This is a genomic window from Sphingomonas sp. SP5, from assembly GCF_058313455.1.
Map to the genome: position 1 here is coordinate 338,506 of NZ_JBZFLF010000003.1, position 20,263 is coordinate 358,768.

The 20,263-nt window shown below is 63.8% G+C and carries 23 protein-coding genes; 12 read left to right on the top strand and 11 right to left on the bottom strand.

Translation table 11 applies throughout. From position 1 onward, the window contains the following. Window positions 1–74 precede the first annotated feature (74 nt). On the bottom strand, window positions 75–473 hold the full coding sequence (locus AC4GY7_RS09315) for a hypothetical protein (RefSeq protein WP_491113174.1): 399 nt from the start codon (window positions 471–473) through the stop codon (window positions 75–77). A gap of 119 nt (window positions 474–592) precedes the next feature. Between AC4GY7_RS09315 and AC4GY7_RS09320 the strand changes: the two genes are divergently transcribed. Continuing rightward, window positions 593–763, top strand: a complete 171-nt coding sequence (locus tag AC4GY7_RS09320) for a hypothetical protein (protein WP_491113176.1) — start codon at window positions 593–595, stop codon at window positions 761–763. 412 nt (window positions 764–1,175) lie between these two features. On the opposite strand, the gene AC4GY7_RS09325 is transcribed toward AC4GY7_RS09320, so the two are convergent. Together AC4GY7_RS09325 and AC4GY7_RS09330 are read right to left on the bottom strand one after the other, a co-directional pair. Beyond that, complete coding sequence (locus AC4GY7_RS09325) at window positions 1,176–1,478, bottom strand: transcriptional regulator (RefSeq protein WP_163956667.1); 303 nt, start codon at window positions 1,476–1,478, stop codon at window positions 1,176–1,178. After that, on the bottom strand, window positions 1,468–1,920 hold the full coding sequence (locus tag AC4GY7_RS09330; RefSeq protein WP_491113178.1) for a hypothetical protein: 453 nt from the start codon (window positions 1,918–1,920) through the stop codon (window positions 1,468–1,470). The genes AC4GY7_RS09325 and AC4GY7_RS09330 overlap by 11 nt, the downstream gene beginning before the upstream one ends. A 109-nt stretch (window positions 1,921–2,029) precedes the next feature. On the opposite strand from AC4GY7_RS09330, the gene AC4GY7_RS09335 reads away from it, so the two are divergent. Next, on the top strand, window positions 2,030–2,791 hold the full coding sequence (locus tag AC4GY7_RS09335) for a CPBP family intramembrane glutamic endopeptidase (protein WP_491113180.1): 762 nt from the start codon (window positions 2,030–2,032) through the stop codon (window positions 2,789–2,791). A 142-nt stretch (window positions 2,792–2,933) separates the two neighbouring features. Here the strand turns inward: AC4GY7_RS09335 and AC4GY7_RS09340 are convergent, their stop codons facing one another. Further along, the gene (locus tag AC4GY7_RS09340) at window positions 2,934–3,470 is read right to left on the bottom strand and encodes a TetR/AcrR family transcriptional regulator (RefSeq protein ID WP_491113182.1); all 537 of its coding nucleotides are present in this window, start codon (window positions 3,468–3,470) and stop codon (window positions 2,934–2,936) included. Window positions 3,471–3,512: 42 nt separating this feature from the next. Here AC4GY7_RS09340 and AC4GY7_RS09345 point away from each other — a divergent pair, with 42 nt between their 5' ends. The 5 genes from AC4GY7_RS09345 to AC4GY7_RS09365 all read left to right on the top strand — a co-directional run bounded on the left by AC4GY7_RS09345 (window position 3,513) and on the right by AC4GY7_RS09365 (window position 10,672). Continuing rightward, window positions 3,513–4,934 (top strand): 8'-apo-carotenoid 13,14-cleaving dioxygenase, encoded by a 1,422-nt coding sequence (locus AC4GY7_RS09345; protein ID WP_491113183.1) that lies wholly within the window; start codon window positions 3,513–3,515, stop codon window positions 4,932–4,934. Next, window positions 4,931–5,629 carry a VC0807 family protein gene (locus AC4GY7_RS09350; protein ID WP_491113185.1) on the top strand — a complete coding sequence of 233 codons (699 nt, stop codon included), beginning with the start codon at window positions 4,931–4,933 and terminating at the stop codon, window positions 5,627–5,629. The genes AC4GY7_RS09345 and AC4GY7_RS09350 overlap by 4 nt, the downstream gene beginning before the upstream one ends. Before the next feature lie 123 nt (window positions 5,630–5,752). Further along, window positions 5,753–6,316, top strand: coding sequence for a recombinase family protein (locus AC4GY7_RS09355; protein ID WP_491113187.1), 564 nt, complete (start codon window positions 5,753–5,755; stop codon window positions 6,314–6,316). 779 nt (window positions 6,317–7,095) lie between these two features. Next, on the top strand, window positions 7,096–7,938 hold the full coding sequence (locus tag AC4GY7_RS09360; RefSeq protein WP_491113189.1) for an Abi family protein: 843 nt from the start codon (window positions 7,096–7,098) through the stop codon (window positions 7,936–7,938). Between the two features lie 268 nt (window positions 7,939–8,206). Further along, a complete protein-coding gene (locus AC4GY7_RS09365; protein ID WP_491113191.1) occupies window positions 8,207–10,672 on the top strand; it encodes a PAS domain-containing hybrid sensor histidine kinase/response regulator in 2,466 nt (821 codons plus the stop codon). Window positions 10,673–10,675: 3 nt separating this feature from the next. Here the strand turns inward: AC4GY7_RS09365 and AC4GY7_RS09370 are convergent, their stop codons facing one another. The 5 genes from AC4GY7_RS09370 to AC4GY7_RS09390 all read right to left on the bottom strand — a co-directional run bounded on the left by AC4GY7_RS09370 (window position 10,676) and on the right by AC4GY7_RS09390 (window position 14,856). After that, window positions 10,676–11,041: a response regulator gene (locus AC4GY7_RS09370; protein WP_491113193.1), complete on the bottom strand. Its 366-nt coding sequence runs from the start codon at window positions 11,039–11,041 to the stop codon at window positions 10,676–10,678. Between the two features lie 11 nt (window positions 11,042–11,052). Further along, complete coding sequence (locus tag AC4GY7_RS09375; protein WP_491113195.1) at window positions 11,053–12,105, bottom strand: sensor histidine kinase; 1,053 nt, start codon at window positions 12,103–12,105, stop codon at window positions 11,053–11,055. A gap of 149 nt (window positions 12,106–12,254) precedes the next feature. Further along, the gene (locus tag AC4GY7_RS09380; RefSeq protein WP_491113197.1) at window positions 12,255–13,145 is read right to left on the bottom strand and encodes an alpha/beta fold hydrolase; all 891 of its coding nucleotides are present in this window, start codon (window positions 13,143–13,145) and stop codon (window positions 12,255–12,257) included. Between the two features lie 113 nt (window positions 13,146–13,258). Further along, the gene (locus tag AC4GY7_RS09385; protein WP_491113199.1) at window positions 13,259–14,101 is read right to left on the bottom strand and encodes an alpha/beta fold hydrolase; all 843 of its coding nucleotides are present in this window, start codon (window positions 14,099–14,101) and stop codon (window positions 13,259–13,261) included. An 11-nt stretch (window positions 14,102–14,112) separates the two neighbouring features. Then, window positions 14,113–14,856: an SDR family NAD(P)-dependent oxidoreductase gene (locus AC4GY7_RS09390; RefSeq protein WP_491113201.1), complete on the bottom strand. Its 744-nt coding sequence runs from the start codon at window positions 14,854–14,856 to the stop codon at window positions 14,113–14,115. A gap of 106 nt (window positions 14,857–14,962) precedes the next feature. On the opposite strand from AC4GY7_RS09390, the gene AC4GY7_RS09395 reads away from it, so the two are divergent. After that, window positions 14,963–15,901, top strand: a complete 939-nt coding sequence (locus AC4GY7_RS09395) for a LysR family transcriptional regulator (RefSeq protein WP_491113203.1) — start codon at window positions 14,963–14,965, stop codon at window positions 15,899–15,901. On the opposite strand, the gene AC4GY7_RS09400 is transcribed toward AC4GY7_RS09395, so the two are convergent. Next, the gene (locus AC4GY7_RS09400) at window positions 15,892–16,776 is read right to left on the bottom strand and encodes an MBL fold metallo-hydrolase (protein ID WP_491113205.1); all 885 of its coding nucleotides are present in this window, start codon (window positions 16,774–16,776) and stop codon (window positions 15,892–15,894) included. The genes AC4GY7_RS09395 and AC4GY7_RS09400 overlap by 10 nt on opposite strands. Window positions 16,777–16,878: 102 nt before the next feature. Between AC4GY7_RS09400 and AC4GY7_RS09405 the strand changes: the two genes are divergently transcribed. After that, entirely contained in the window at window positions 16,879–17,256 is a 378-nt protein-coding gene (locus AC4GY7_RS09405) for a winged helix-turn-helix transcriptional regulator (RefSeq protein WP_491113734.1), read from the top strand. A gap of 126 nt (window positions 17,257–17,382) precedes the next feature. Here the strand turns inward: AC4GY7_RS09405 and AC4GY7_RS09410 are convergent, their stop codons facing one another. Further along, window positions 17,383–17,973 (bottom strand): TetR/AcrR family transcriptional regulator, encoded by a 591-nt coding sequence (locus AC4GY7_RS09410; protein WP_491113207.1) that lies wholly within the window; start codon window positions 17,971–17,973, stop codon window positions 17,383–17,385. Here AC4GY7_RS09410 and AC4GY7_RS09415 point away from each other — a divergent pair. From AC4GY7_RS09415 to AC4GY7_RS09425, 3 genes are read left to right on the top strand one after another with little or no spacing between them, the layout of a single operon-like run. Further along, on the top strand, window positions 17,972–18,361 hold the full coding sequence (locus AC4GY7_RS09415; protein ID WP_491113209.1) for a hypothetical protein: 390 nt from the start codon (window positions 17,972–17,974) through the stop codon (window positions 18,359–18,361). The genes AC4GY7_RS09410 and AC4GY7_RS09415 overlap by 2 nt on opposite strands. After that, a complete protein-coding gene (locus AC4GY7_RS09420; RefSeq protein ID WP_491113211.1) occupies window positions 18,358–19,548 on the top strand; it encodes an MFS transporter in 1,191 nt (396 codons plus the stop codon). Before AC4GY7_RS09415 ends, AC4GY7_RS09420 begins: the two co-directional genes overlap by 4 nt. Continuing rightward, window positions 19,545–20,240, top strand: coding sequence for a DUF1349 domain-containing protein (locus tag AC4GY7_RS09425; protein WP_491113213.1), 696 nt, complete (start codon window positions 19,545–19,547; stop codon window positions 20,238–20,240). Before AC4GY7_RS09420 ends, AC4GY7_RS09425 begins: the two co-directional genes overlap by 4 nt. Window positions 20,241–20,263: the final 23 nt, after the last annotated feature.

Below are 20,263 nucleotides of genomic sequence, written 5' to 3' on the forward strand. Positions count from 1 at the left end.
CGCCTAATCGTGCTAATGCCGCGGGCTGCGGACCCTGCATGGTATACCGCAACAGTAACATCTCTTTGTCAACATCAAGCATACAGAGGAAGGTTCTCCTCTTCCCACAGCATGAAACGACGAAGTCGTGCTTGCAGATCTAAAACAGCCCGCCGATAGGTATCCCATTCGGTCTTGATCCGTATCGGCGTCCAATGTCGTACATGGCTGCTATAGTCACCGCGCAGATCTGCGGTCATCACACGGCGGGCCTTAGCTTTATCCGCCAGAGCACTATTAATTTTTGATAGCTGGGCGACCTCTTCTTGCTCATGCGCAAGATGAGACTGGAATAACTGGGCGAAAAGCATGCGTTCGCGGATCAAGCATGCATGATCTATGCCCCCTTCTGCTTTTAACAGGTCCGAGAAGCGTGACATGCTCATACGCAATTCGTCGTGTTCGGCCCGTCGCGGGTTCGTAGCAGCGCGCATGATCACTCAGCTATCGTAAGTTTCTTAACATCGGATTTTTTAGCACCAATCGAAATTAAAACCGTTTTGGCTTCGGCATTGAGCCGTTTTGGTTTTATCGCAAAAAATCGCGGGGGGACATGAGCGCTAGCTACCAGCAGCTTATCGACAATCATGAGAGGATCATCGACACGGTCAATCGCCTTCTCTCCCGCATCGCCGACAAGAGCTATGATGCAGATGCGCTGGCGGACACCTCGACAAGCTGGCTGGTCAGGTTCGCGACTATATTGCCGTCGAAGACGCGATAATCGCGCCTGACCATGGCATGTTGTTCGGACCCTGCGCGGCGACCTGGCAAGATGGCCAACATGGAGTTGCACGACTGCGACAGGACTGGCTCACGTTCATCGACACATGGGATCACGGTACGATTGCCGAGAACCGGCGTGGCTTTGCAGACGCGGCAGGCCACCTCCTTGGCCGCTTGCGCGAGCGGGTACAGATGGAAACTCAGGCATTCTATGCGACCGCCCTGCAAACCGGAGCGATCAGCCTTCGCTGATCCCGTCACATTAGGCCGTTGTCGCCAATCTCCTAACTTTCGAACGTCGCGTTTGTCCCGGCCTTCGCGACACTGTGGTGGCTGAGCGCCGGGCGATTAGAGGGTGAAGGCGCCAGTTGGCCTCTCGAAAATGACTCCTGGACTAGGAATCGGCTTGTTCATGCGAGAGGCGCTCTTCCCGATGCAAGTGCCTGGAGCGCCGCGACGTGGCCCTTGAAGGCGGATCGTCCCGCTGCGGTCGCGACGATCCAAGTTCTCTGGCGGGTGTTGATCGTCGCCTTACGTAGCTGAACGTACCCGCCATCTCCGAGCTGGGCGAGGTGCTTGGACAAAACGGAGTCGCTCACGCCCAGAATTTCGCGGGCGGTCGCGAACTCCATCTCGCTGACATCCGCCAGCAGTGCCATGAGCTGAAGCCGAGCCGGCGGGTGGATCAGCGGATCAAGCCGTTCAACGCTCACGACTTGGTTCCTTCAATTCCTGGCGGTACACGCGCTCCCATACGATGCTCACGATCGTGGCAACGACGGCCAGTACGATCCCAATCGCCACGGGCGCCCAATCCAGGCCGTATTGCTCCTTCAGGACGATTGCGCTCGCCAGAGCGGTGACCGCGATCGCCACGAGCGCGAACGTGATCCGTTGTGTGCGTCCTGGCCGATAGCCGTTGACGAAGAACCCATCGCGCGAACGGTCCCGCGCGACGATCGCAACTGTGACGGCCAGACAAACCACGACCATCACCACCGGCCAAGAGCCGGGCAGTGCATAGCCTGCGATCAGACCGCCCAACAGCACTCCGACCGCGGCATGCCGGGCAAGCGACCACCTAGTCCGCGCGGCCAACACGCCGCGCGTCGCTTGCATCATGTCCAGTGTCCGCGCTGCCTCCTGTTCGTCCATATCCAATTTCCCAACACCACCATCCGTTTTCCAGATAGGCAACTTACGACTTGACGATGTGGAAAGCAACGGTCACTTCCGTCATGGAAACATAAAGCGGAGAAGTGACGTGGTGCTGTTGTGGGGGTGGATGGCCATGATGGCCGCGGGCGGTACATGGTGGGTGCGGCGCGATGTCACGGCCTATGCGCGGTTCGAGGCGCTGTCCGGCACGATTGAGCGGCAGCAATTTTACAGTCGATGGCTTGTCGAGAGCTTTGCCGTTCTGGTGGGGGCAAGCGTGGTCAGCCTCTGGCTGGTGGACGCACTCTCACCCTTCAGCGCTTTTCCTCAGGCATTCGCGCCCGCGAACCACGTGTTGCAGTCCCGAGGTCACCCGTCCGGCGACCATTGGGTGCCCATGGCCGCGGGCCTCTCGGCCGGGATTGCAGTGTCGATCGCGATCCAGTGGCGTCGCCTAAAGACGGCGCTCTCTCCGCGGCCCGGTCCCGATGCAGCGTTGATCCCCCGCAACCGCCGCGAAGCCGTGCTTGTCCTGTTGCTGAGCCTCAATGCGGGGTTCAGCGAAGAACTGTTCTTCCGCCTGGCGCTGCCGCTGCTCCTTTTCCATCTCACCGGCTCGCTGGCGACCTCACTGGTAGTGTCGATGCTATGCTTCGGGTTGGCGCACGCGCACTATGGCTGGAAGGGCGTCCTCGCTACCATGGCCGCCGGTGCGTTGCTGACGTTCTACTATCTTCACCATGGATCGTTGCTGCGAGTCATGATTGCGCATGCGGTGATCGACGTGCTGGCCTTCTTCATCCGGCCCGCGATCGCTGACTGGATCATCGCGCGCAAGCCGCCGCGATGGGCTTTCCTAGCAGCGTGAAAACGGCAGCGCTGGTGTTGTGCCAGCCTTCCGGCTGCTGCGCACCGCAGCCTTTTGTCGTGAATTTGCTGAGTTTTGGATGTCTCGCATGTCGTCGATTATGCGACAGACTGCTGTTCAATGAAGCAGAACGGTATTGCCGCTACCCCTTGATGAGGGCCTCAATAAGATGGTCGTCAGCCGGTAGCTGGCCATCGAGCATCAGCATGGCAAGGCCGTGAACGAGTGACCATCCCCGTAGCGCGCTTGTCTCAGCTTCGTCGGCCGCCACGCCGCTCGGCAGCGCTTCTGCCGCGTTAACCCGCAGCATCCGCAACGCTTCAACCTCGCCTGTCGCCTGTAGCTGCGCGGACGAGGTGAAGATCAGGCGAAAGAGGGCAGGGTTGGCAAGCGCGAACCGCACATAAGCCCGGCCGGTCGCTGCGAAGGACGCGGCGCCTTCCTTACCGCTGGCGGCATCTCGCTGAGCGATGGCGAGCCGATCCAACCCCTCACGAGCGAGTGCCCGCATCAGCGCCGCCTTGTCGGGGAAGTGGCGATAAACCGAAGTCGCGCTGACCCCGACCTCGCGCGCCATCTCGCGTAGCGACACGCCTTCAACGTCGCGCTCGGCGAGAAGCCGTAATCCGACCTCCAGCAAGGCCGCGCGTAGGTCGCCATGATGGTAGCGCTTTTCCATGTTGACACCGTTACCTTACCGCCTATGCTCACGGTGTAAACATTGGAGGCGGGCATGGCTAGCGTTCTGGCGCGGATCGATGATGAAGAGCTTGGGCAGGCAGGTCCGGCCACTCGTTTCCTGTCCGGTATTCATCGTCCCATGGAAGCGGAGCTGACGCTGACGCAGCTGGAGGTACGCGGTACGATCCCATCGGCGCTCAGCGGCCGTTACCTGCGGATCGGCCCGAACCCGGTGGACGCCGATCCCGCCAGCTATCACTGGTTCACCGGCGACGGCATGGTGCATGGCCTGGCGCTCAGCGACGGCAAGGCGCACTGGTATCGCAATCGCTGGATCGCGTCGCAGGCCAATGCGGCTGCACGCGGCACGATACCGGCACCGGGACCGCGCCATGGCCCAAGCGACACGGTGAACACCAACGTAGTCGATCTCGCCGGCCGTACCTTCGCGCTGGTGGAGGGTGGAAGCTACCCGGTCGAGCTGTCCGACACGTTCGACATCCAGCGCTATGACAACTTCGGCGGCTCGCTCGCCGGATCGTTCACGGCGCATCCGCACCGCGACCCGCTGACCGGCGAGTATCACGGCATCTGCTACGAAGGGCGCCGCCCCAACGAGATCCGCCATGTCGTCCTCGACTCTTTGGGCAAGGTAGTGCGTGAGGAGCCGATCGCGGTCGAGCACGGCCCGATGATCCACGATTGCGCGATCACCGCGAGCTATGTCGTCATTCTCGACCTGCCGGTGACGTTCTCGCTGGCGACACATCTCGCCGGGCAGCCGCTTCCCTATGCCTGGAACCCGGCGCATCACGCTCGCGTGGGTTTGATGCCGCGGGACGGCGATCAGCAGGCGATCATCTGGTGCGATGTCGATCCGGCTTACGTCTTCCACGTCGCCAACGCCCATGACCTGCCCGATGGCCGGGTGGTGCTCGACGTGTGCGCCTATCCGACGATGTTCGCCGGCACGCCCGGTGGGCCGGACGCGACCTCGCGCGGGCTGGAACGGTGGACGCTCGATCCGGCTACCGGCACAACGACAATCCGAACCATTGACGCTGCCCCACAGGAGTTTCCGCGCATCGACGAGCGCCGGTTCGGCCAGGCTTATCGCTATTCATACACGATGGCTGTGCAGGCCGATCGGCGCTTCCAGAGCGCCGGGCGCCTCTACAAGCATGATCTTGTCGAGGGCGTTCGGCAGGTTCACGACTTCGGTGCTGGCCGCCATCCGGGCGAGTTCGTCTTTGTGCCGGCGCACGCGGATGCGGGTGAGGATGAGGATGAGGATGAGGGGTGGCTGATCGGCTTCGTCATCGATGAGGCGAGCGACACCACCGCGCTGGTTATCCTTGACGCAGGCAACTTTGACGGAAGCCCGGTCGCAACGGTGCGCTTGCCTCACCGCATACCACCTGGCTTCCACGGCAACTGGATCAATGGGGGAGGGGCACAGTGAACGCGATCGTCACGGACATGAAGGACAGCACTGCAATGAACCGTCAGCTGGGCAGCCGTGTCGGCTTCCTTGCCATCGAGGCCGGAATCAACTTCGGGCTGCCGATCCTGATCTACGACCGCGTTGCACCACATTCGGGTGACGTAGTTGCACTCATGGCGTCCTCGCTACCGCCTCTCCTGTGGTCGCTGGCCGAGTTTGGCCGCCGGCGCCGCGTCGATGCTCTGTCGGTCCTGGTGCTGGCCGGCATCGCCCTGTCGCTGCTTGCCATGCTGGGCGGCGGATCTGCCCGCTTCCTCCAGCTGCGCGAAAACCTCGTGTCGGCGCTGATCGGGCTGGTGTTTCTCGGTTCGGCTGCGGTTCGCAGACCGCTGATCTATCAGCTCGCCCGTGCCGGTCTCGCCCGCAAGTCGCCCGATGAGGTCGCCGCGTTCGAGGCCAAGCGGGACAAGCCGCATTTCCGACGCGTCATGACGATCATGACTTTGGTCTGGGGCATCGGCCTGCTCGCTTCGTCAGCCCTCGCCTGCGTGCTCGTATTCGCACTCAGCATCCACGATTACATGATGGTCAGTCCGTTCGTTGGCTACGGGTCCATGGGGGCGCTCGGATTATGGACCGTCTGGTACCGGCGCCGCGCGCAGCACCGGGCAGCGCAGCTCGCCGAGAGCTCGCCAACCGTGTCAGTTCGCTGACTGCCCCGCCTTGTCGCGGAAGTGCTAAGTTTCGCGACAGTGAGACGGCCGACGCATTTCCAAGCGTCCTGATGTCGCAAAAGTCGGTTGCACAACGTTGTTGTTATGATACAGTTTTGCGACATGCTGATAGGCTACGCCCGTGTGTCCACCGACGACCAGGACCTCCGACTTCAACGCGCCGCTTTGAAGGAGGCCGGGTGCAAGCGGACGTTCGAGGAGAAGGTGTCAGGCGCGAAGCGCGACCGGCCCGAGCTGTCCAAGATGATCGAGCAGCTGCGCGACAATGACACGGTCGTGGTGACGCGGCTCGATCGATTAGCACGCTCCACCCGCGACCTGCTCGACATTGCCGAGAAGCTGAAGGAGGCCGGCGCCGGCCTGCGCTCGCTGGCCGAGCCTTGGGCGGACACGACTTCGCCAGCTGGTCGCATGGTGCTGACCGTATTCGCCGGCATCGCCGAGTTCGAGCGCGAACTGATCCACCAGCGCACCAGCAGCGGGCGAGTGGCAGCAAAGTCGAGGGGGGTCCGCTTCGGCCGCCCACCCAAGCTCACCCCCGATCAGATCGCGCTAGGCGAGCGGTTGGTGAGCGAAGGCACGTCGGTGCGCGAAGCCGCCAAGCTGCTCAAGTGCCACCATGCCACGCTCTACCGGGCGCTGACCGCCGCGGCATTGGCCCCGTAATGCCGGCCACTCCGCAGCCCAACGCGCCGGAGGGGAAGGCCTGATGCCGATCCGCCCCGAGCATGTGTTCCTATACCCCATCGACTGGCAGCAGCTCTCCCATCACGTACGCTTCGTGCGGGCAGGAGGCGCTTGCGAGCATTGCGGGCGCCCGCATGGGCAACGGGTGTTTCATCTCCGGGATGGAAGATGGTGGGACCGGAACCGGCGCTGCTGGCGCAACGGCCAGGGTCGACGCGTGCGACGGCCGACCGAGAACATCCTGGAGCACGGTGCCTGGACGCCGGTGGTGCTGGCTTGCGCGCACCTGAACCATGACCCCAGTGACAGCGCACTCCATCAGCTGGCCGCGCTGTGCCAGCGCTGTCACATGATCCATGACGGTCCGGAGCATCGGCGCCGACGCTGGAGGAACGCGCACTACCGACGCGCTCTCGGCGACCTGTTCTACGGTCCATATCCCCTGCTGGGGGCTGGATGGATCACACCCACCCCACTCAGCATGCTCGATAGCGGCCCTGCGCTTCATACTTGGCTTCGGTGAAGATCGGCTAGATCGTAGCTGCTGCCCAGTCCGCCGAAAACGAACTGGCCCTTATTGCTTTGTTGGGTTTTCGCTCATATCTCGGGGGCAATCGAACCCGCCAGGCCTCTGCCCGCAAGGGCATGCACACTTGGCGGGTCTTTTTTTGCCCTGCTAAGCAGGATGGGTGCCACGCCCTTTCACAAAACCCGCGACGACGATCGCGCAGCAGCTCCAACATCTCCAGGCTCAAGGCATGGCGATCCCCGATGTGGCGCGGGCCGAGCACTGGTTACGCCATGTCAGCTACTATCGTCTGAGCGCCTACTGGCTGCCTTTCGAATATCCCAAAGGCAATCCTGGCCCCCGTTTCCTACCGGGCACCAGCTTCGATACCGTCACTGCCTTATACGATTTCGACCGTCGCCTGCGACTGCTAGTGCTCGATGCGATCGAACGGATCGAGGTCGCTGTACGGGGTAGCTGGGCGTATGAGTTGGCGCAGCGGTTTGGGCCCCATGGCTATCTCGATGCGGCGCTCTACCATCATCCGGGTAAGTACCACGACAACCTGACCCGCTTGGCCAACGACGTGGCAAACTCGCCCGAGACGTACATCGATCATTACCGTCGAACCTACAGCACGCCGGCAATGCCGCCCGTATGGATGGTGGCGGAGATGATGTCGTTCGGGCAGCTCTCCCGATGGTACGCGCTGCTCGACGACCGGGCGCTGCGCAACGCCATAGCCAAGCCTCTTGGTCTTCACGAGACAGTGCTGGTGCCGCTCCTGAAGCATCTATCCACAATCCGGAACAGCTGCGCGCATCATGCCCGGCTCTGGAACCGCGGTTTTTTGCTGCGCATGCGGGTGCCCTTCAAGCCGGCTGCCCTCGTCAGCACGCTTGAACCGCCCGCAGCCCATGCTCCAGCTCAGCTCTACAACGCCTTGGTCCTTATCGTTTACCTGTTGAGGCAGGTCGCTCCGGCATCGGCATGGCGGGGCGAGCTGACGGCACTGCTCGCCCAACACCCAACGGGCGATCTGACCGCAATGGGGTTTCCTCAAGGCTGGGCAGCTAGGCCCTTGTGGCTTTGATGCTTCCCCTGCCCTCGGCGGTCAAAACCGTTCGGTTGTGACACCACCTGTAACATGGCCTTGGCGCCTGCGAACATCCGTAATCGGCTCTATGTCAGCTTCGGCAGCCTTACCGTCTCTGAACTACAAAGTCTGCTTACCGGGATCATGGAGCCCAATCCCGTTGCGGGCCGGATGCGCCGGGCGATAGGAGTTAGCCGGTACGAACGGACGATGCGGAACAGGGCGGTTTTTAACTACCATGACTAGAGAAGAGCTTGAGGCGGAGGTGTCGCGCCTTCGCACCGCGCTGGCGGATGCGAGGCTCCATGCGCAGCGCGTCGCCACCAGCGAATCCCGGCAGCGCGCGATCTTCGAGAACGCTGCCGACATCGCGATGATCGTCACCGATCCGGGCGGCATCATCACCGATTGGAACCCGGGCGCGGAGAATGTGCTGGGCTGGACCGCCGAGCAAATGCGAGGTCAGAACGCCGAGCGGTTCTTTACCCCGGAAGACCGGGCGAACGACCGCGTCGAATACGAAATGGCGGGCGCGCTTCAGGACGGCCGCGCCTCCGACGAGCGTTGGCATCTGCGTGAGGGCGGCGAGCGTTTCTGGGCGTCCGGCGAGATGCTGCCGCTGTTCGACGACGATGACCGGCATCTCGGTTTCGTGAAGATATTGCGCGACCGCACGCGCGAGCATCTGGACGGCGTGGCGCTTCGGCACGCACAGGACCGTTTCCAGACGATCATCGAAACCATTGATGCCGCCTTTGCGATCGTAGAGGTCAAGTTCGACGGCGATGATCGGCCGATCAACTATCGCTTCCTAGAAGCCAATCCTGCGTTCGAGCAGCAGGCCGGCGTTGATCTGCACGGCAAGTGGGTGACCGAGTTCGCACCCGATCTGGAGCGCTTCTGGTTCGAGACCTACGGCCACGTCGCCAAGACGGGTGAGCCCGCCAATTTCGAAAGCTATGCCGAAGCGTTCGGACGCTGGTTCGACGTGCGGGCTGTGCGTGTGGGCGATCCGGACGACCGGCAAATCGCCATCCTGTTCAACGACGTGACTGCGCGCCGCGAAGCGCAGGAGCGTTTGCGGGCGAGCGAAGCGGTCGCCCGCGAGAACATCGAGCGAGTCCAGCTCGCGCTGGAGGCAGGCGCGATTATCGGTACCTGGCATTGGGACATTCCTACCGACCGTTTCACCATCGATGACGCATTCGCCCGGGCCTTTGGTCTCGACCCTGCGCTCGGGCGCGAGGGCATCCCGCTCGCGCAGATCGTCGAGACGGTCCACCCCGACGATCAGGCGGGACTGGCAGAGGCGATCAATGATGCGATCGAAAGGTGCGGTCCCTATGCGCATCAGTATCGCGTGCTTCGGGCGGATGGTCGCTATTACTGGATCGAGGCGAACGGCCGCGTCGATCGCGGACCGGACGGTACGCCGCAGAGTTTTCCAGGCGTCCTTATCGACGTGGAGGAGCGCCGCAAGGTCGAGGGAGAGCGCGATCGCGCGACTGCCGAGTTGCGCACGCTGAACGAGACTCTGGAGCAACGCGTCGCCGAGCGCACTGCCGACCTGATGCAGGCCGAGGAGCGGTTGCGCCAGAGCCAGAAGATGGAGGCGATCGGCCAGCTCACCGGGGGGGTCGCACACGACTTCAACAATCTGCTGACCGTGATCCGCGGTTCGGTAGATCTGCTCCGCCGTGAGAATATCGCGCCCGAGAAACGTCAGCGCTACCTCGACGCGATCGGCGACACCGCTGACCGCGCCGCCAAGCTGACGGGTCAGCTCCTTGCCTTCGCTAGGCGCCAGACACTGGAGCCGGAAGTGTTCGAGGTCGCGCAGCGGCTCGATGCCATCGCCGACATGCTCGACAGCATCACCGGTACCCGTGTGCTGGTCCGGTTTGAGGTGCCTGAAGTCGTCTGCCGTGTGCGTGCCGATGTCAGCCAGTTCGAGACCGCGATGGTCAACCTTGCGGTCAACGCGCGTGATGCGATGGATGGCGAGGGTACGGTGACGATCTGTCTCCGCTGCCATGCTAAGATGCCGTCGATCCGGGGACATGGCCCCGGAACCGGCGAGTTCGTCGCCGTGTCGCTTTCCGACACCGGCATCGGCATTGCCGCCGATGATCTGGAGCGCATCTTCGAGCCGTTCTTCACAACCAAGGATATTGGCAAGGGAACCGGTCTTGGTCTCAGCCAGGTATTCGGCTTCGCCAAGCAGTCAGGTGGCGATGTCGATGTCGAAAGCGTACAGGGTAAGGGTTCGACCTTTACGCTCTACCTTCCGCAGGCCGATCACACGTCGGTCAAGGATGCAAAGCCAGCCGAGCAGCAGCAGAGCATGGACGGCGAGGGGCGATGCGTGCTGGTCGTCGAGGACAACATCAGCGTCGGACAGTTCGCCACCCAGCTTCTCGACGATCTCGGCTACCGTACCGCCTGGGTGACGAGCGCCGAGGAGGCGTTGGAGCGATTGGGACCGGACGGTGACGGATTCGACATCGTGTTCTCGGACGTGGTGATGCCCGGAATGGGAGGCGTCGAGCTGGCAAGACGGCTTGCGCACGAGCTGCCGTTCCTGCCCGTTATTCTCGCCAGCGGGTACAGCCACGTGCTTGCCCGAGAAGGCGTCGAGGGCTTGGAGCTGCTACGCAAGCCGTATTCCGCCAATCAGCTTTCGGCCGCCTTGAAGCGCCGGATCGCATGGGCGGCCGAACAGCAGGAGTAGGCGTCAGGCGCTGAGGCGGTCGATTTCGCTCAGAACGAATTTGGGATCGAACGGCTTGGCGAGAAACATGGTATGCGCCGGGAGATCGGCCGCGGTGAGCTTCACTGCGCCCGACGCCACGAGAAGAAGCGTCGGCGGGAAGCGGTTGCGAACGTAGTGGGCGAGTTTCACCCCGTCCATTGAGCCCGGCATTTGTACGTCGGTCAGCACGACCTGGATCGAGGGATTAGCATCAAGGATCCCGATCGCCTCGTCAGCGTCACCAGCCTCGAACACCCGGAAACCCTCGTCCTCGAAGAATACTGCCAGGTTGATCCGGATAAGGGCCTCGTCGTCCACCACTAGGATGGATCGCTTGATCGCCGCCATATCGTCCATTATTACGCACCGTCGCTCGCTTGCGCACCGGCAAGCGGAGCGTCGATCCTGAATATCAGCCCTTCGGGCTCGAAGCTCATCAAGGTTGCCCCGCGAAAGTACGATCGGAGCGATCGTTCGATCATGAGCGACCCGAAACCGCGATGCGCCGGAGGCTGCACGGCAGGGCCGCCAAGCTCCTGCCAAGTCAGACAAAAACGAGGTTCGGCTAGATTGGGTCCGGGCTCGATCGACCATTTCAGCTCGACGTGGCCGCTGTCGTTCGAGAGCGCGCCGTATTTGATCGCGTTAGTCGCCAGCTCGTGGAAGGCCAGCGCCAAGGCGAGCGCCACCTGAGACTGGAAATGAATGACTGGCCCCGACAGGTTGAAGCGGGTCTCGATGCTGTCGTGAGGGGCGAGCGCCGCCTGAGCCAACGCATGGATGTCGGCCGTCTCCCAGCTCGAAGCCGTCAGAACGTCCGCCGCCCGCCCAAAAGCCGCCAGTCGGAAAGCCAGTGCATCGCCCGCGGTTGCCAGGTCTGGTGACTGCCGGACGGTCTGACTGACAATCGCCTGTACGATCGTCAGCAGGTTCTTCAGCCGATGGCCCAGTTCGTGGTTGAGGAGCTGGCTCTGCTCATCCTTCTCCAACAATCGGGCATTCGCCTCCTCACGCTCGGCGACCAGATGTCGCGCACGGACGAAGGAGGCGCGCAGCTCGGCCGCGACGATGACCTGGCTGGCGGCGATGATGATGAACAGGGCGCTTGCGATCCATTGCGGACCGGTCAGCCACAACGATGCTCCCGGACGCGCGATCGTGACTGCCGCCAGAACGGCCGATAGGACCACCGCATAGAAGCCGGTCCGCTTGCCCATCGTTAGCCCGATCAGCAGCACGACGGGCATGAAGATTAACCACGGCAGCAGGTTGGTGATGAGCAGCACCCGGATGGCCGCGGCAACCGCCACCAGCAGGGTTGCGGCCAGATATCGCGGCACAGGCGGCAGGGTGCGCTTGAGCGACCAGGTGAGAAGATAATCGATAGCAGGCAATGCTTTGGCGTGTTCCATAGGTGCGTCAGGGCAGATTGAACGCGAGCCCCCGGCTCGTTCCGTTCGAGTATCATGTCGATAGGCTAATGCCATTATGCATGTCGAACCAATCGCTGTGTCAGAACCGACCGTGGCTGTTGAAAAAGGCAGTCTGACTCGTGATTTTTTCATGTTCCTGCGCTGCCGTTCCTAAATTCTAGAAGCGCATCGAGAGTTCTTGTAGCGGCCTCGCGAGCCGGGAAGTGACCGATGCCGGGCAGGACGACACGTTCGTACCGGCCGTCGAACCAGGCGGCATCCCCAGCTGACTCGGCCGGCGGATCGCAGCCGTCCTCCGCGCCCTGAACCATCAGCGTGGGAACACGAAGGCGAGCCGTACCGGCAATGGCTTTCGCTACGCGATCATAGCGCGGGTCGACCGGCTCTGGCAGCCAGCGCGAGCGATACCCGTGCAGCGTGATCGCCGCCCAATCAGGATTGCGGAAGCTCTCGGCCGTCCGCGCGAACGCCGTCTCATTGTACCAGCCCTTCGGTGACCAGCTGTCCCATTGAATGCGTGCGAAGCCAACGGGATCGGCGTGCACCTTCTCCGCGCCACCCTCGTGGTTCATGTACCATTGGTACCACCAGCGGCGCGCCTGCTGGAAGCCCGGCGTCACGAAACGGCCGTTTGGCGCGTAGCCGATCGCCAGTGCTGCGATCATGTCGACCCGATCGGGAATAAGCGCGGCGAGATTGTAGGCGGCACGTCCACCCCAATCGTGGCCGACGACGGTGCAGCGCTCGATGCCAAGCGCGTCGAGAAGGTCGATCGCATCCTGCGCCAGCACCAACGCCCGCCCGTCGCGAAGTGTCTCGGCTGATCGGAACCGGGTCGCACCGAAGCCGCGCAGCCACGGCACGATCGTGCGAAATCCCCGCGCCTGAAGCAGTGCGGTAAGGTCGGTCAGCCCGTGTGGATCGTCGGGCCAGCCGTGCAGCATCAACACCGGCCAGCCCCTTGGCGGCCCGCCCTCCAGATAGCCGATGTCGAGGAGATCGGTCTGTACCTGCTTCATGCAAAAGGCTCCTTCGACCCATCGTCGATCGGGGTTCGTGCCGGCACGTGATGCGCTTTTACCCAGCGTGGCGGCAAGGCCGGCAGCCAGCATGTCGCGGCGTGAAGGGGCGATCACGCTCTCGCGCCCCCTGGCACCTCCTCCAAAAAGGCGATCAGGTCGGCGTTCACGCGCGCGGCGCTGTCGATAATGACGGCGTGCTGAGCGTCCTCATACTCGACGTAGCGGGCGTCCGGGATTGCAGCCGCAGCCGCTCGGCCGGTGATCGCGGCCGGAACGTTCTCGTCGCCACCGCCATGCAGGACCAGCGTTGGAATGGTGAAGCTCGCCATGTCCGGGCGGAAGTCCGTTTCCGACCAGGCCCGCGCCGTCAGGATGGTCGCGTGCGGCGCGGCCTGGAGCGCCAGGTGCATGTACCAGCGGATGATGCCTTCCGAGATGGTCGAGTTCGGCCGGTCAATGCCGAAGAAGCTGCGCGCGAAGCCTTCGAGGTACGCCGGCCGGTCGTGTTCCAGCGCGTCCACCATTTCGTCGTAGACGGCCTTGTCGACGCCCTCGGGATGATCGTCGGTCTTCAGCAGGAACGGCGTCACCGCAGCGACCAGCACCGCCTGCGCTACGCGATCGATGCCGTGGCGCGACAGGTAGCGCGCGACCTCTCCGCCGCCCATTGAGAAGCCCACTATGGTCGCATCGGTCAGGTCGAGCGCCGACATGACGGTCGCCAGATCATCGGCGAGCGTGTCGTAGTCGTAGCCGCTCCACGGCTGATCAGAGCGGCCGAAGCCGCGCCGGTCGTAGGCGACGACGCGGTAGCCCGCCTCAGCCAGCTCGCGCGCCTGATACTCCCAGAAAGCGGAGGAGAGCGGCCAGCCGTGGATCAGCACGACGGGGCGCCCGTTGCCCCAATCGGTGTAGAACAGGTCGGTACCGTCGCGGGTCGTCAGATGGGGCATGGTGGTTCTCCTCAGCGGCCGCCGGACACGGTCAGCACTGTGCCCGACACGTAGGATGCGGCGGGCGAGGCGAGCCAGGCGATCGCCTCGGCCACCTCCTCGGGTGTTCCGACGCGCGCCAGCGGCGTGCCCGAGCGGGCGGCTTCCTCGGCATCGGCGGAGGTCATGTCGGTGCGGATCACGCCTGGCGCGACGCCGACGACGCGGACGCCCTCGCCCGCGACTTCGTTCGACAGGCCGTGCGCCAGCGTCTGGATCGCGCCCTTGCTGGCGGCGTAGGCGACGAGGCCGTTCAGACCGCCGAGACGCGCGGCGACCGACGTCAGCAACACGATCGTGCCGCCCGAGCCGCCGTGCCGGCTCGACAGGCGCCGGATCGCTCCTTGCGCGCACAACATCGTCCCCAGCACATTGACGTCGAGCAGGCGACGCAGCGCGTCCGGTTCCTGCTCGTCGATGCGCCGCTCGTCCCCGAGGATGCCCGCATTGGCGACCAGAACGCGCAGCGGGCCGAGTGCGGCCTCGGCATCGGCGAAGAACGCCGACACCGCCGCGGGCTCGGCGACATCGACCTGGAACGCCTCAGCACGCCCCCCCTCGCTGCGGATGGTGTCGACGACGTCGCGCGCGCCGTCGGCGCCATGCGCATAGCCGACACCGACCGCATAGCCGTCACGTGCCAGCCGCAGGCATGTGGCCCGCCCGATTCCGCGCGAGCCGCCGGTCACCAGCGCCAAACCTGTTTCGTCATTCATGCCTGAGCCTCCTGTGGAGCCGATCGATGTTTACGATATGCTGATGACGACGCCCGGCTTTTAGCTGCTCGACCCGCGATGCGCCTTGAAGCATAGCTTCACGATCATGATCGAACGCGACCTTCCGCCCGGCCTGCCCGCCTTTCTGGCGGTGGCGGATGCCTGCAGCTTCACAGCAGCCGCGGTACGGCTCGGCATATCGCCGTCGGCGGTCAGCCAACAGGTGCGCGCGCTCGAACGCCATCTCGGAGCGGCACTGCTTCATCGCACCACCCGCAGCGTCAGCCTGACCGATGCAGGCGAGCGATATCGTGGCGGGATCGAGGGGGCGGTGGACACGATCCGCGAGGCCGCCCGCCACCTCGCCGACGGCGAGCCGCGTGGGCCACTCCGCCTGACGATCCCGCGCACGGCCTTCCACGAACTGCTCCGTCCAGTCCTCCCCGCGTTCCACCGCCGCTACCCGCTCGTGACGCTGGAGCTGTCGATGGAGAACACGCTGATCGACGTCGTGCGCGAGGGCTTCGATGCCGGCATCCGTTTTGGGCATCTGGTGCAGCAGGACATGGTGGCCGTCCGGCTCGGTCCCGACATGCGGATCGCCATGCTGGCCTCTCCGGCCTATCTCGACCGTCGCGGCCGTCCTGACCACCCGCGCGACCTCGCCGCGCACAGCTGCGTCGGCTTCCGCTCCGCGACCACCGGCACGATCGAGACGTGGCGCATGGCCCGCGGTGGCGAGGAGTTCCGCTTCACGCCGGCCGGTCCGTTCGTCGTCAACCAGTCCGAAATGTTGGTGCCGCTCGCCGAGGACGGGCTCGGCATCGTCGAGTTCGTCGCCGAACTGACCCGTGACGCAGTGGCAGCGAGGCGCCTTGAACCGGTGCTTCAGGACTGGAGCCGCGTGCTGCCGGGCTACCACCTCTATTATCCGCATCGGCACCGCGCCAGCACTGCGCTCCAGGCGCTCCGCGACATGATCGTCGCGGAGCAACGGCAACGCGGAGATAGCAGGAACGCGACCTTCGATCGGCCTCAGGGCTGAAGCGCCACCCAGAGTTCGGGAACGATGCGATAGCCGGCACCCTCGCGGATCACGTTGGCGAGCCCCGGAAATTCGGTGTGCATGCCCGCAATAAGCAGCCGGTCGGTGGCCGCCTGGTCTAGCATCCGACGACGCGTCTGGACGGCCATGGCGCCGTCGACGTCGAACACCACGCCCGCCTCGGGCTCGGGCGCCTGCACCTGAGGCAGATGGACGATGTCACCCCAGATCAGCAGCGACCGGCTTCCACCATCGAGACGGTAGCCGGTGTGGCCCGGCGTATGGCCTGGCAGCGGAACCGCAGTGATGCCCGGCAGCACCTCGCCGCCCTCGAACGTCCGCGTCCGGTCGCGGTAGGGCGCCATCGCCTTGCGCGCGCCGTCGAACCACATCTTCTGGTCCGCCGCGGCCCGGCTCGCTGTCGCATCGTCTAGCCAGTAGTCCGTCTCGCTCTTGGCGACCACGATCTCGGCGTTGGGGTAGAGCGGCGTACCGGCATCATTCGTCAGTCCAGCCGCATGATCGAGATGAAGGTGGGTGAGCAGGATCGTGCCGATGTCCGCCGGCGAGATGGATAGTGCGCGCAACGCTTCGGGCATCCACCCCATCGTCGGCCCCCATGCATCGCCCATCCCCGCATCGATCAGCACGGGTGGTCGATTTGGCGCTCGGACGAGATACATGATGTGGGTAACGCGAGGCCGGTCGCCGCAGCGCAGCGCCTTCCGCTGTAACTCCTCTGCACGCTCGACGGGCACGCGGCGGACGATGTCGGGCATCGGTGTTTCGAAGTATCCGTCACTCAAGGCCGTCACTTCCAGGTCGCCGATCGACCAGTGGACGGCACTGATAATGGGTTTGCTCTTCTCGCTCATGACGATCTCCTCGTTGATCGTCCTGCACATCGATGTTTGCCATATCGGTTACAATTAGTTACCTGGTATTCACCAGATATCTGCCGAGTAACCTGCTTGCCCGTGACACCCGCTCCATCCTTCTACGCCGACTGTCCGTCGCGTCTGCTGCTCGACGAGGTGGCTGACAAATGGTCGGTGTTGATCTTCGCGGCGCTGGCCGATGGTCCCATGCGCTTCAACGCACTCGTGCGGACACTCGACGGCATCTCCAAAAAGTCGCTGACCGCCGTGCTGCGCCGCTTGGAACGCAACGGGCTCGTTTCGCGCCACGTCAGGGCCTTGTCGCCCGTCGCGGTCGAGTACGCGATCACGCCGCTGGGCTGGTCGCTATCTGCCCCCTTCGCTGCGCTATACGATTGGACGCAGGAGCAACTGCCCTTGATTGAAGAGGCACGCAGTAGGTTTGATCGAGCGCAAAGCGATGATGCGGATGCTTAATAAAGCAGGTAAAGTCGCAATTCCTGATTACGATGTCCATGGGGTGCCTTGAAGCAGCGGTTAGCAACGCTGTTTAGAGACGCGCCGTACGATGATTGTTGATCTTTCTGACACTAATCTGCGCTCCTACAACGCGTCGTTCTGGCGTGGAATCAAACGTTCGAGGACTATCTTGATCTCGCCCCGGTCGAGTGGATCACCATCAACTGAATTATGGATGCCGATGCCCTCGATCAGGGCATCGATGGCGCGAGCAGTCAGCGGATCGAAGTGCCGCCCGAGCGCGGCGCGACTTCGATCCATCCAGCCTCGCATGATCGCCGTGGTCTTCGGGTGTCGCGCCGCATAGAGGTACAGCTCGTAGCTCAGCAGCAGCATGCGAGGGGACGACCAGAGGTTGCCGCTGATCACGTCGACTGCGGCCTCGATCGCCTCGTCCTGGCTACTTGCCACGGATAGCCGGTCCAGCGTGTCGCGAAAGCCCAGTTCCGCCACCCGCTCGAAAGCGGCGTGCAGAAGTTCGTCGAGACCGGTGAAATGGTAGGTGAGCGACCCCAACGGCACGCCGGCTTGCACGGCGACTTTCCGATGCGTCGTCCCGGCAACCCCGACGTCGGCGATTACGTCCACGGCCGCATCAATTATGCGTTGTCGTCGATCGGGATCGTATCGGCGGAGCTTCGGCTGGTCACTCATCTCATCCACCGCTTGCATCATGCGTACAGATGTACATATCGACGCCTCGGTTGTGAAGAAAGAGGTTCGAATGAGGTTGCTCGTGTGGCTGCCGCTGATCGCGGTGATGAGTGGGTGTCAGGCTCCTGCGGGCAAGCCGCCGGTCGCGGATACGAGCGTCGCTTCCGATCGGCAGCGCATCATCGTCAGCTATGATGCGACGGCACCCGAGGCAAAGCAGAGCGTGCTGGAGCAGGCACGCGCGGCCAAGCTCTCGGTAATCTACGCGCTTGACCGGATGAACATGGTCGTCGTCGGTGATATACCGGCGGCTGCGCTTCAGCCGACGATTGCTCGCTTCCGCAGCTTGCCTGGCGTCCTGTCCGTCGAGCCGGATGGCACCACGCATGTTCAGGACGGCAGCCGATGAGCGTGGTCGAGCAAGCCCGAACCGGTGCCTCCCGGCCCGTGTCGCACGGCGCGACCCGGCTCGCGACCCGCCTGGCCTTCCTCGTGGCCGGCTTTGGCATCGCGTCATGGGCGCCGCTGGTGCCGTTCGCCAAGACACGGCTCGGCGTCGACGACGGTACACTTGGCCTTCTCCTTCTGTGCATCGGCATAGGCTCGGTTGCATCGATGGCCGCTACCGGTCCGCTCAGTGCCCGGTTCGGTACCAAGCCGGTGATCCTCGTCGCCGGCTTCTTCATGGCGCTGGTGCTGCCGTTCCTGGCGATCGCGACCACGCCGGCGACATTGGCGGCCGCGCTCCTCGTCATGGGTGCGGCGCTGGGCTCGATCGATGTCGCGATGAACATCCATGCGGTGGAGGTCGAGCGTGTCGCCGGCAAGCCGCTGATGTCCGGATTCCACGGCCTGTTCAGCATCGGCGGCTTTGCCGGGGCGACGCTCATGACCTTCCTTCTTTCCGCGCAATTGTCTCCACTCGCCGCAACGCTCGCGTCATCGGCGATGATGATCGTCACGTTGCTGGTGGCATGGCCCCGCTTCCTGACCGGTCGGCAGGGCGGCAGCGACGATCCGCTCTTCGTCCTGCCCCGTGGCATCGTGCTGCTGCTCGCGATCCTCGCGTTCATCGGCTTCCTGGCAGAAGGCGCGATTCTCGACTGGAGTGCGCTGCTCATCACCGAAGCGAAACTGGTCTCCGCCAGCCAGGGTGGGCTCGGCTACATGCTCTTCGCCATCGCCATGACGGTGGGACGGCTGACCGGCGACCGGCTGGTGGCCCGGATCGGCGATCGTGCAACGCTGCTATGGGGCGGTATCGTCACCATTGCCGGCTTCGTCGTGCTGCTCGTCTCGCCGGTTACCGTTATCGCCATGGCGGGGTTCCTGCTGATCGGACTGGGCGCGTCGAACATCGTACCGGTCTTGTTCCGCAAGGCGGGCACGCAGAAGGTGATGCCGACGGCCCTCGCGGTCGGCGCCATCACGACGCTCGGCTATGCCGGCATCCTGGCGGGACCCGCGGCGATCGGCTTCGTCTCGCATCTGGTCGGGCTGCACACTGCCTTCTGGATGCTCGTGGCACTGCTATGCCTCGTTCCGCTCAGCGCACGATTGGTTACCGCCTCACAGGATGGAAAGGACGTCGCATGACCGACGCTACGAACGATGCCGGCGTGAACCGCCGAACGATGCTGGGTGGCGCCGTTGCGACTGCCGTCATGCCAACGATCAGTAGCGCGCAACCTGCCAGGAAAGTGACGGCATTCGGTCGGCACGACGGCGTGTGGCTGAACGAACCGAAGCGTTGGAACGCGACCGCCGATGGGATCGAGCTGACCACCGACAAGGGAACCGATTTCTGGCGTGAGACGCATTACGGCTTCACGCGCGACAGCGGGCACTTTCTGGGTTTCCCCACGGGCGCCGCCTTCACCGCGCAGGTGCGCGTCCGCGGCAACTATCAGAAGCTCTACGACCAGGCGGGAATCATGGTGCGCGTCGATGAGAAACGCTGGGTGAAGGCCGGCATTGAACTCTCGGACGGCCGCGCCATGCTGTCGAGCGTGCTGACCGATGGTCGCTCAGACTGGGCGACCGGTCCCTATGAGCATGACGCAAAGGACTTCTGGATGCGTGCGACCGTCGCCAAGGGCGTGCTTCGCCTCCAGGTATCGGCCGATGGTAAGCTGTGGCCGCTCAGCCGGCTCGCTCCCTTCCCGGTCGCGCCATCGTATCTCGTGGGGCCGATGGCCTGTACCCCGGAACGCGAGGGCCTCAGCGTGCGCTTCTCCGATCTTCGCATCACCGCGCCGCTCGGCAAGGATCTGCACGATCTGAGTTGATCCGCCGGCGCTTCAAGGACCTG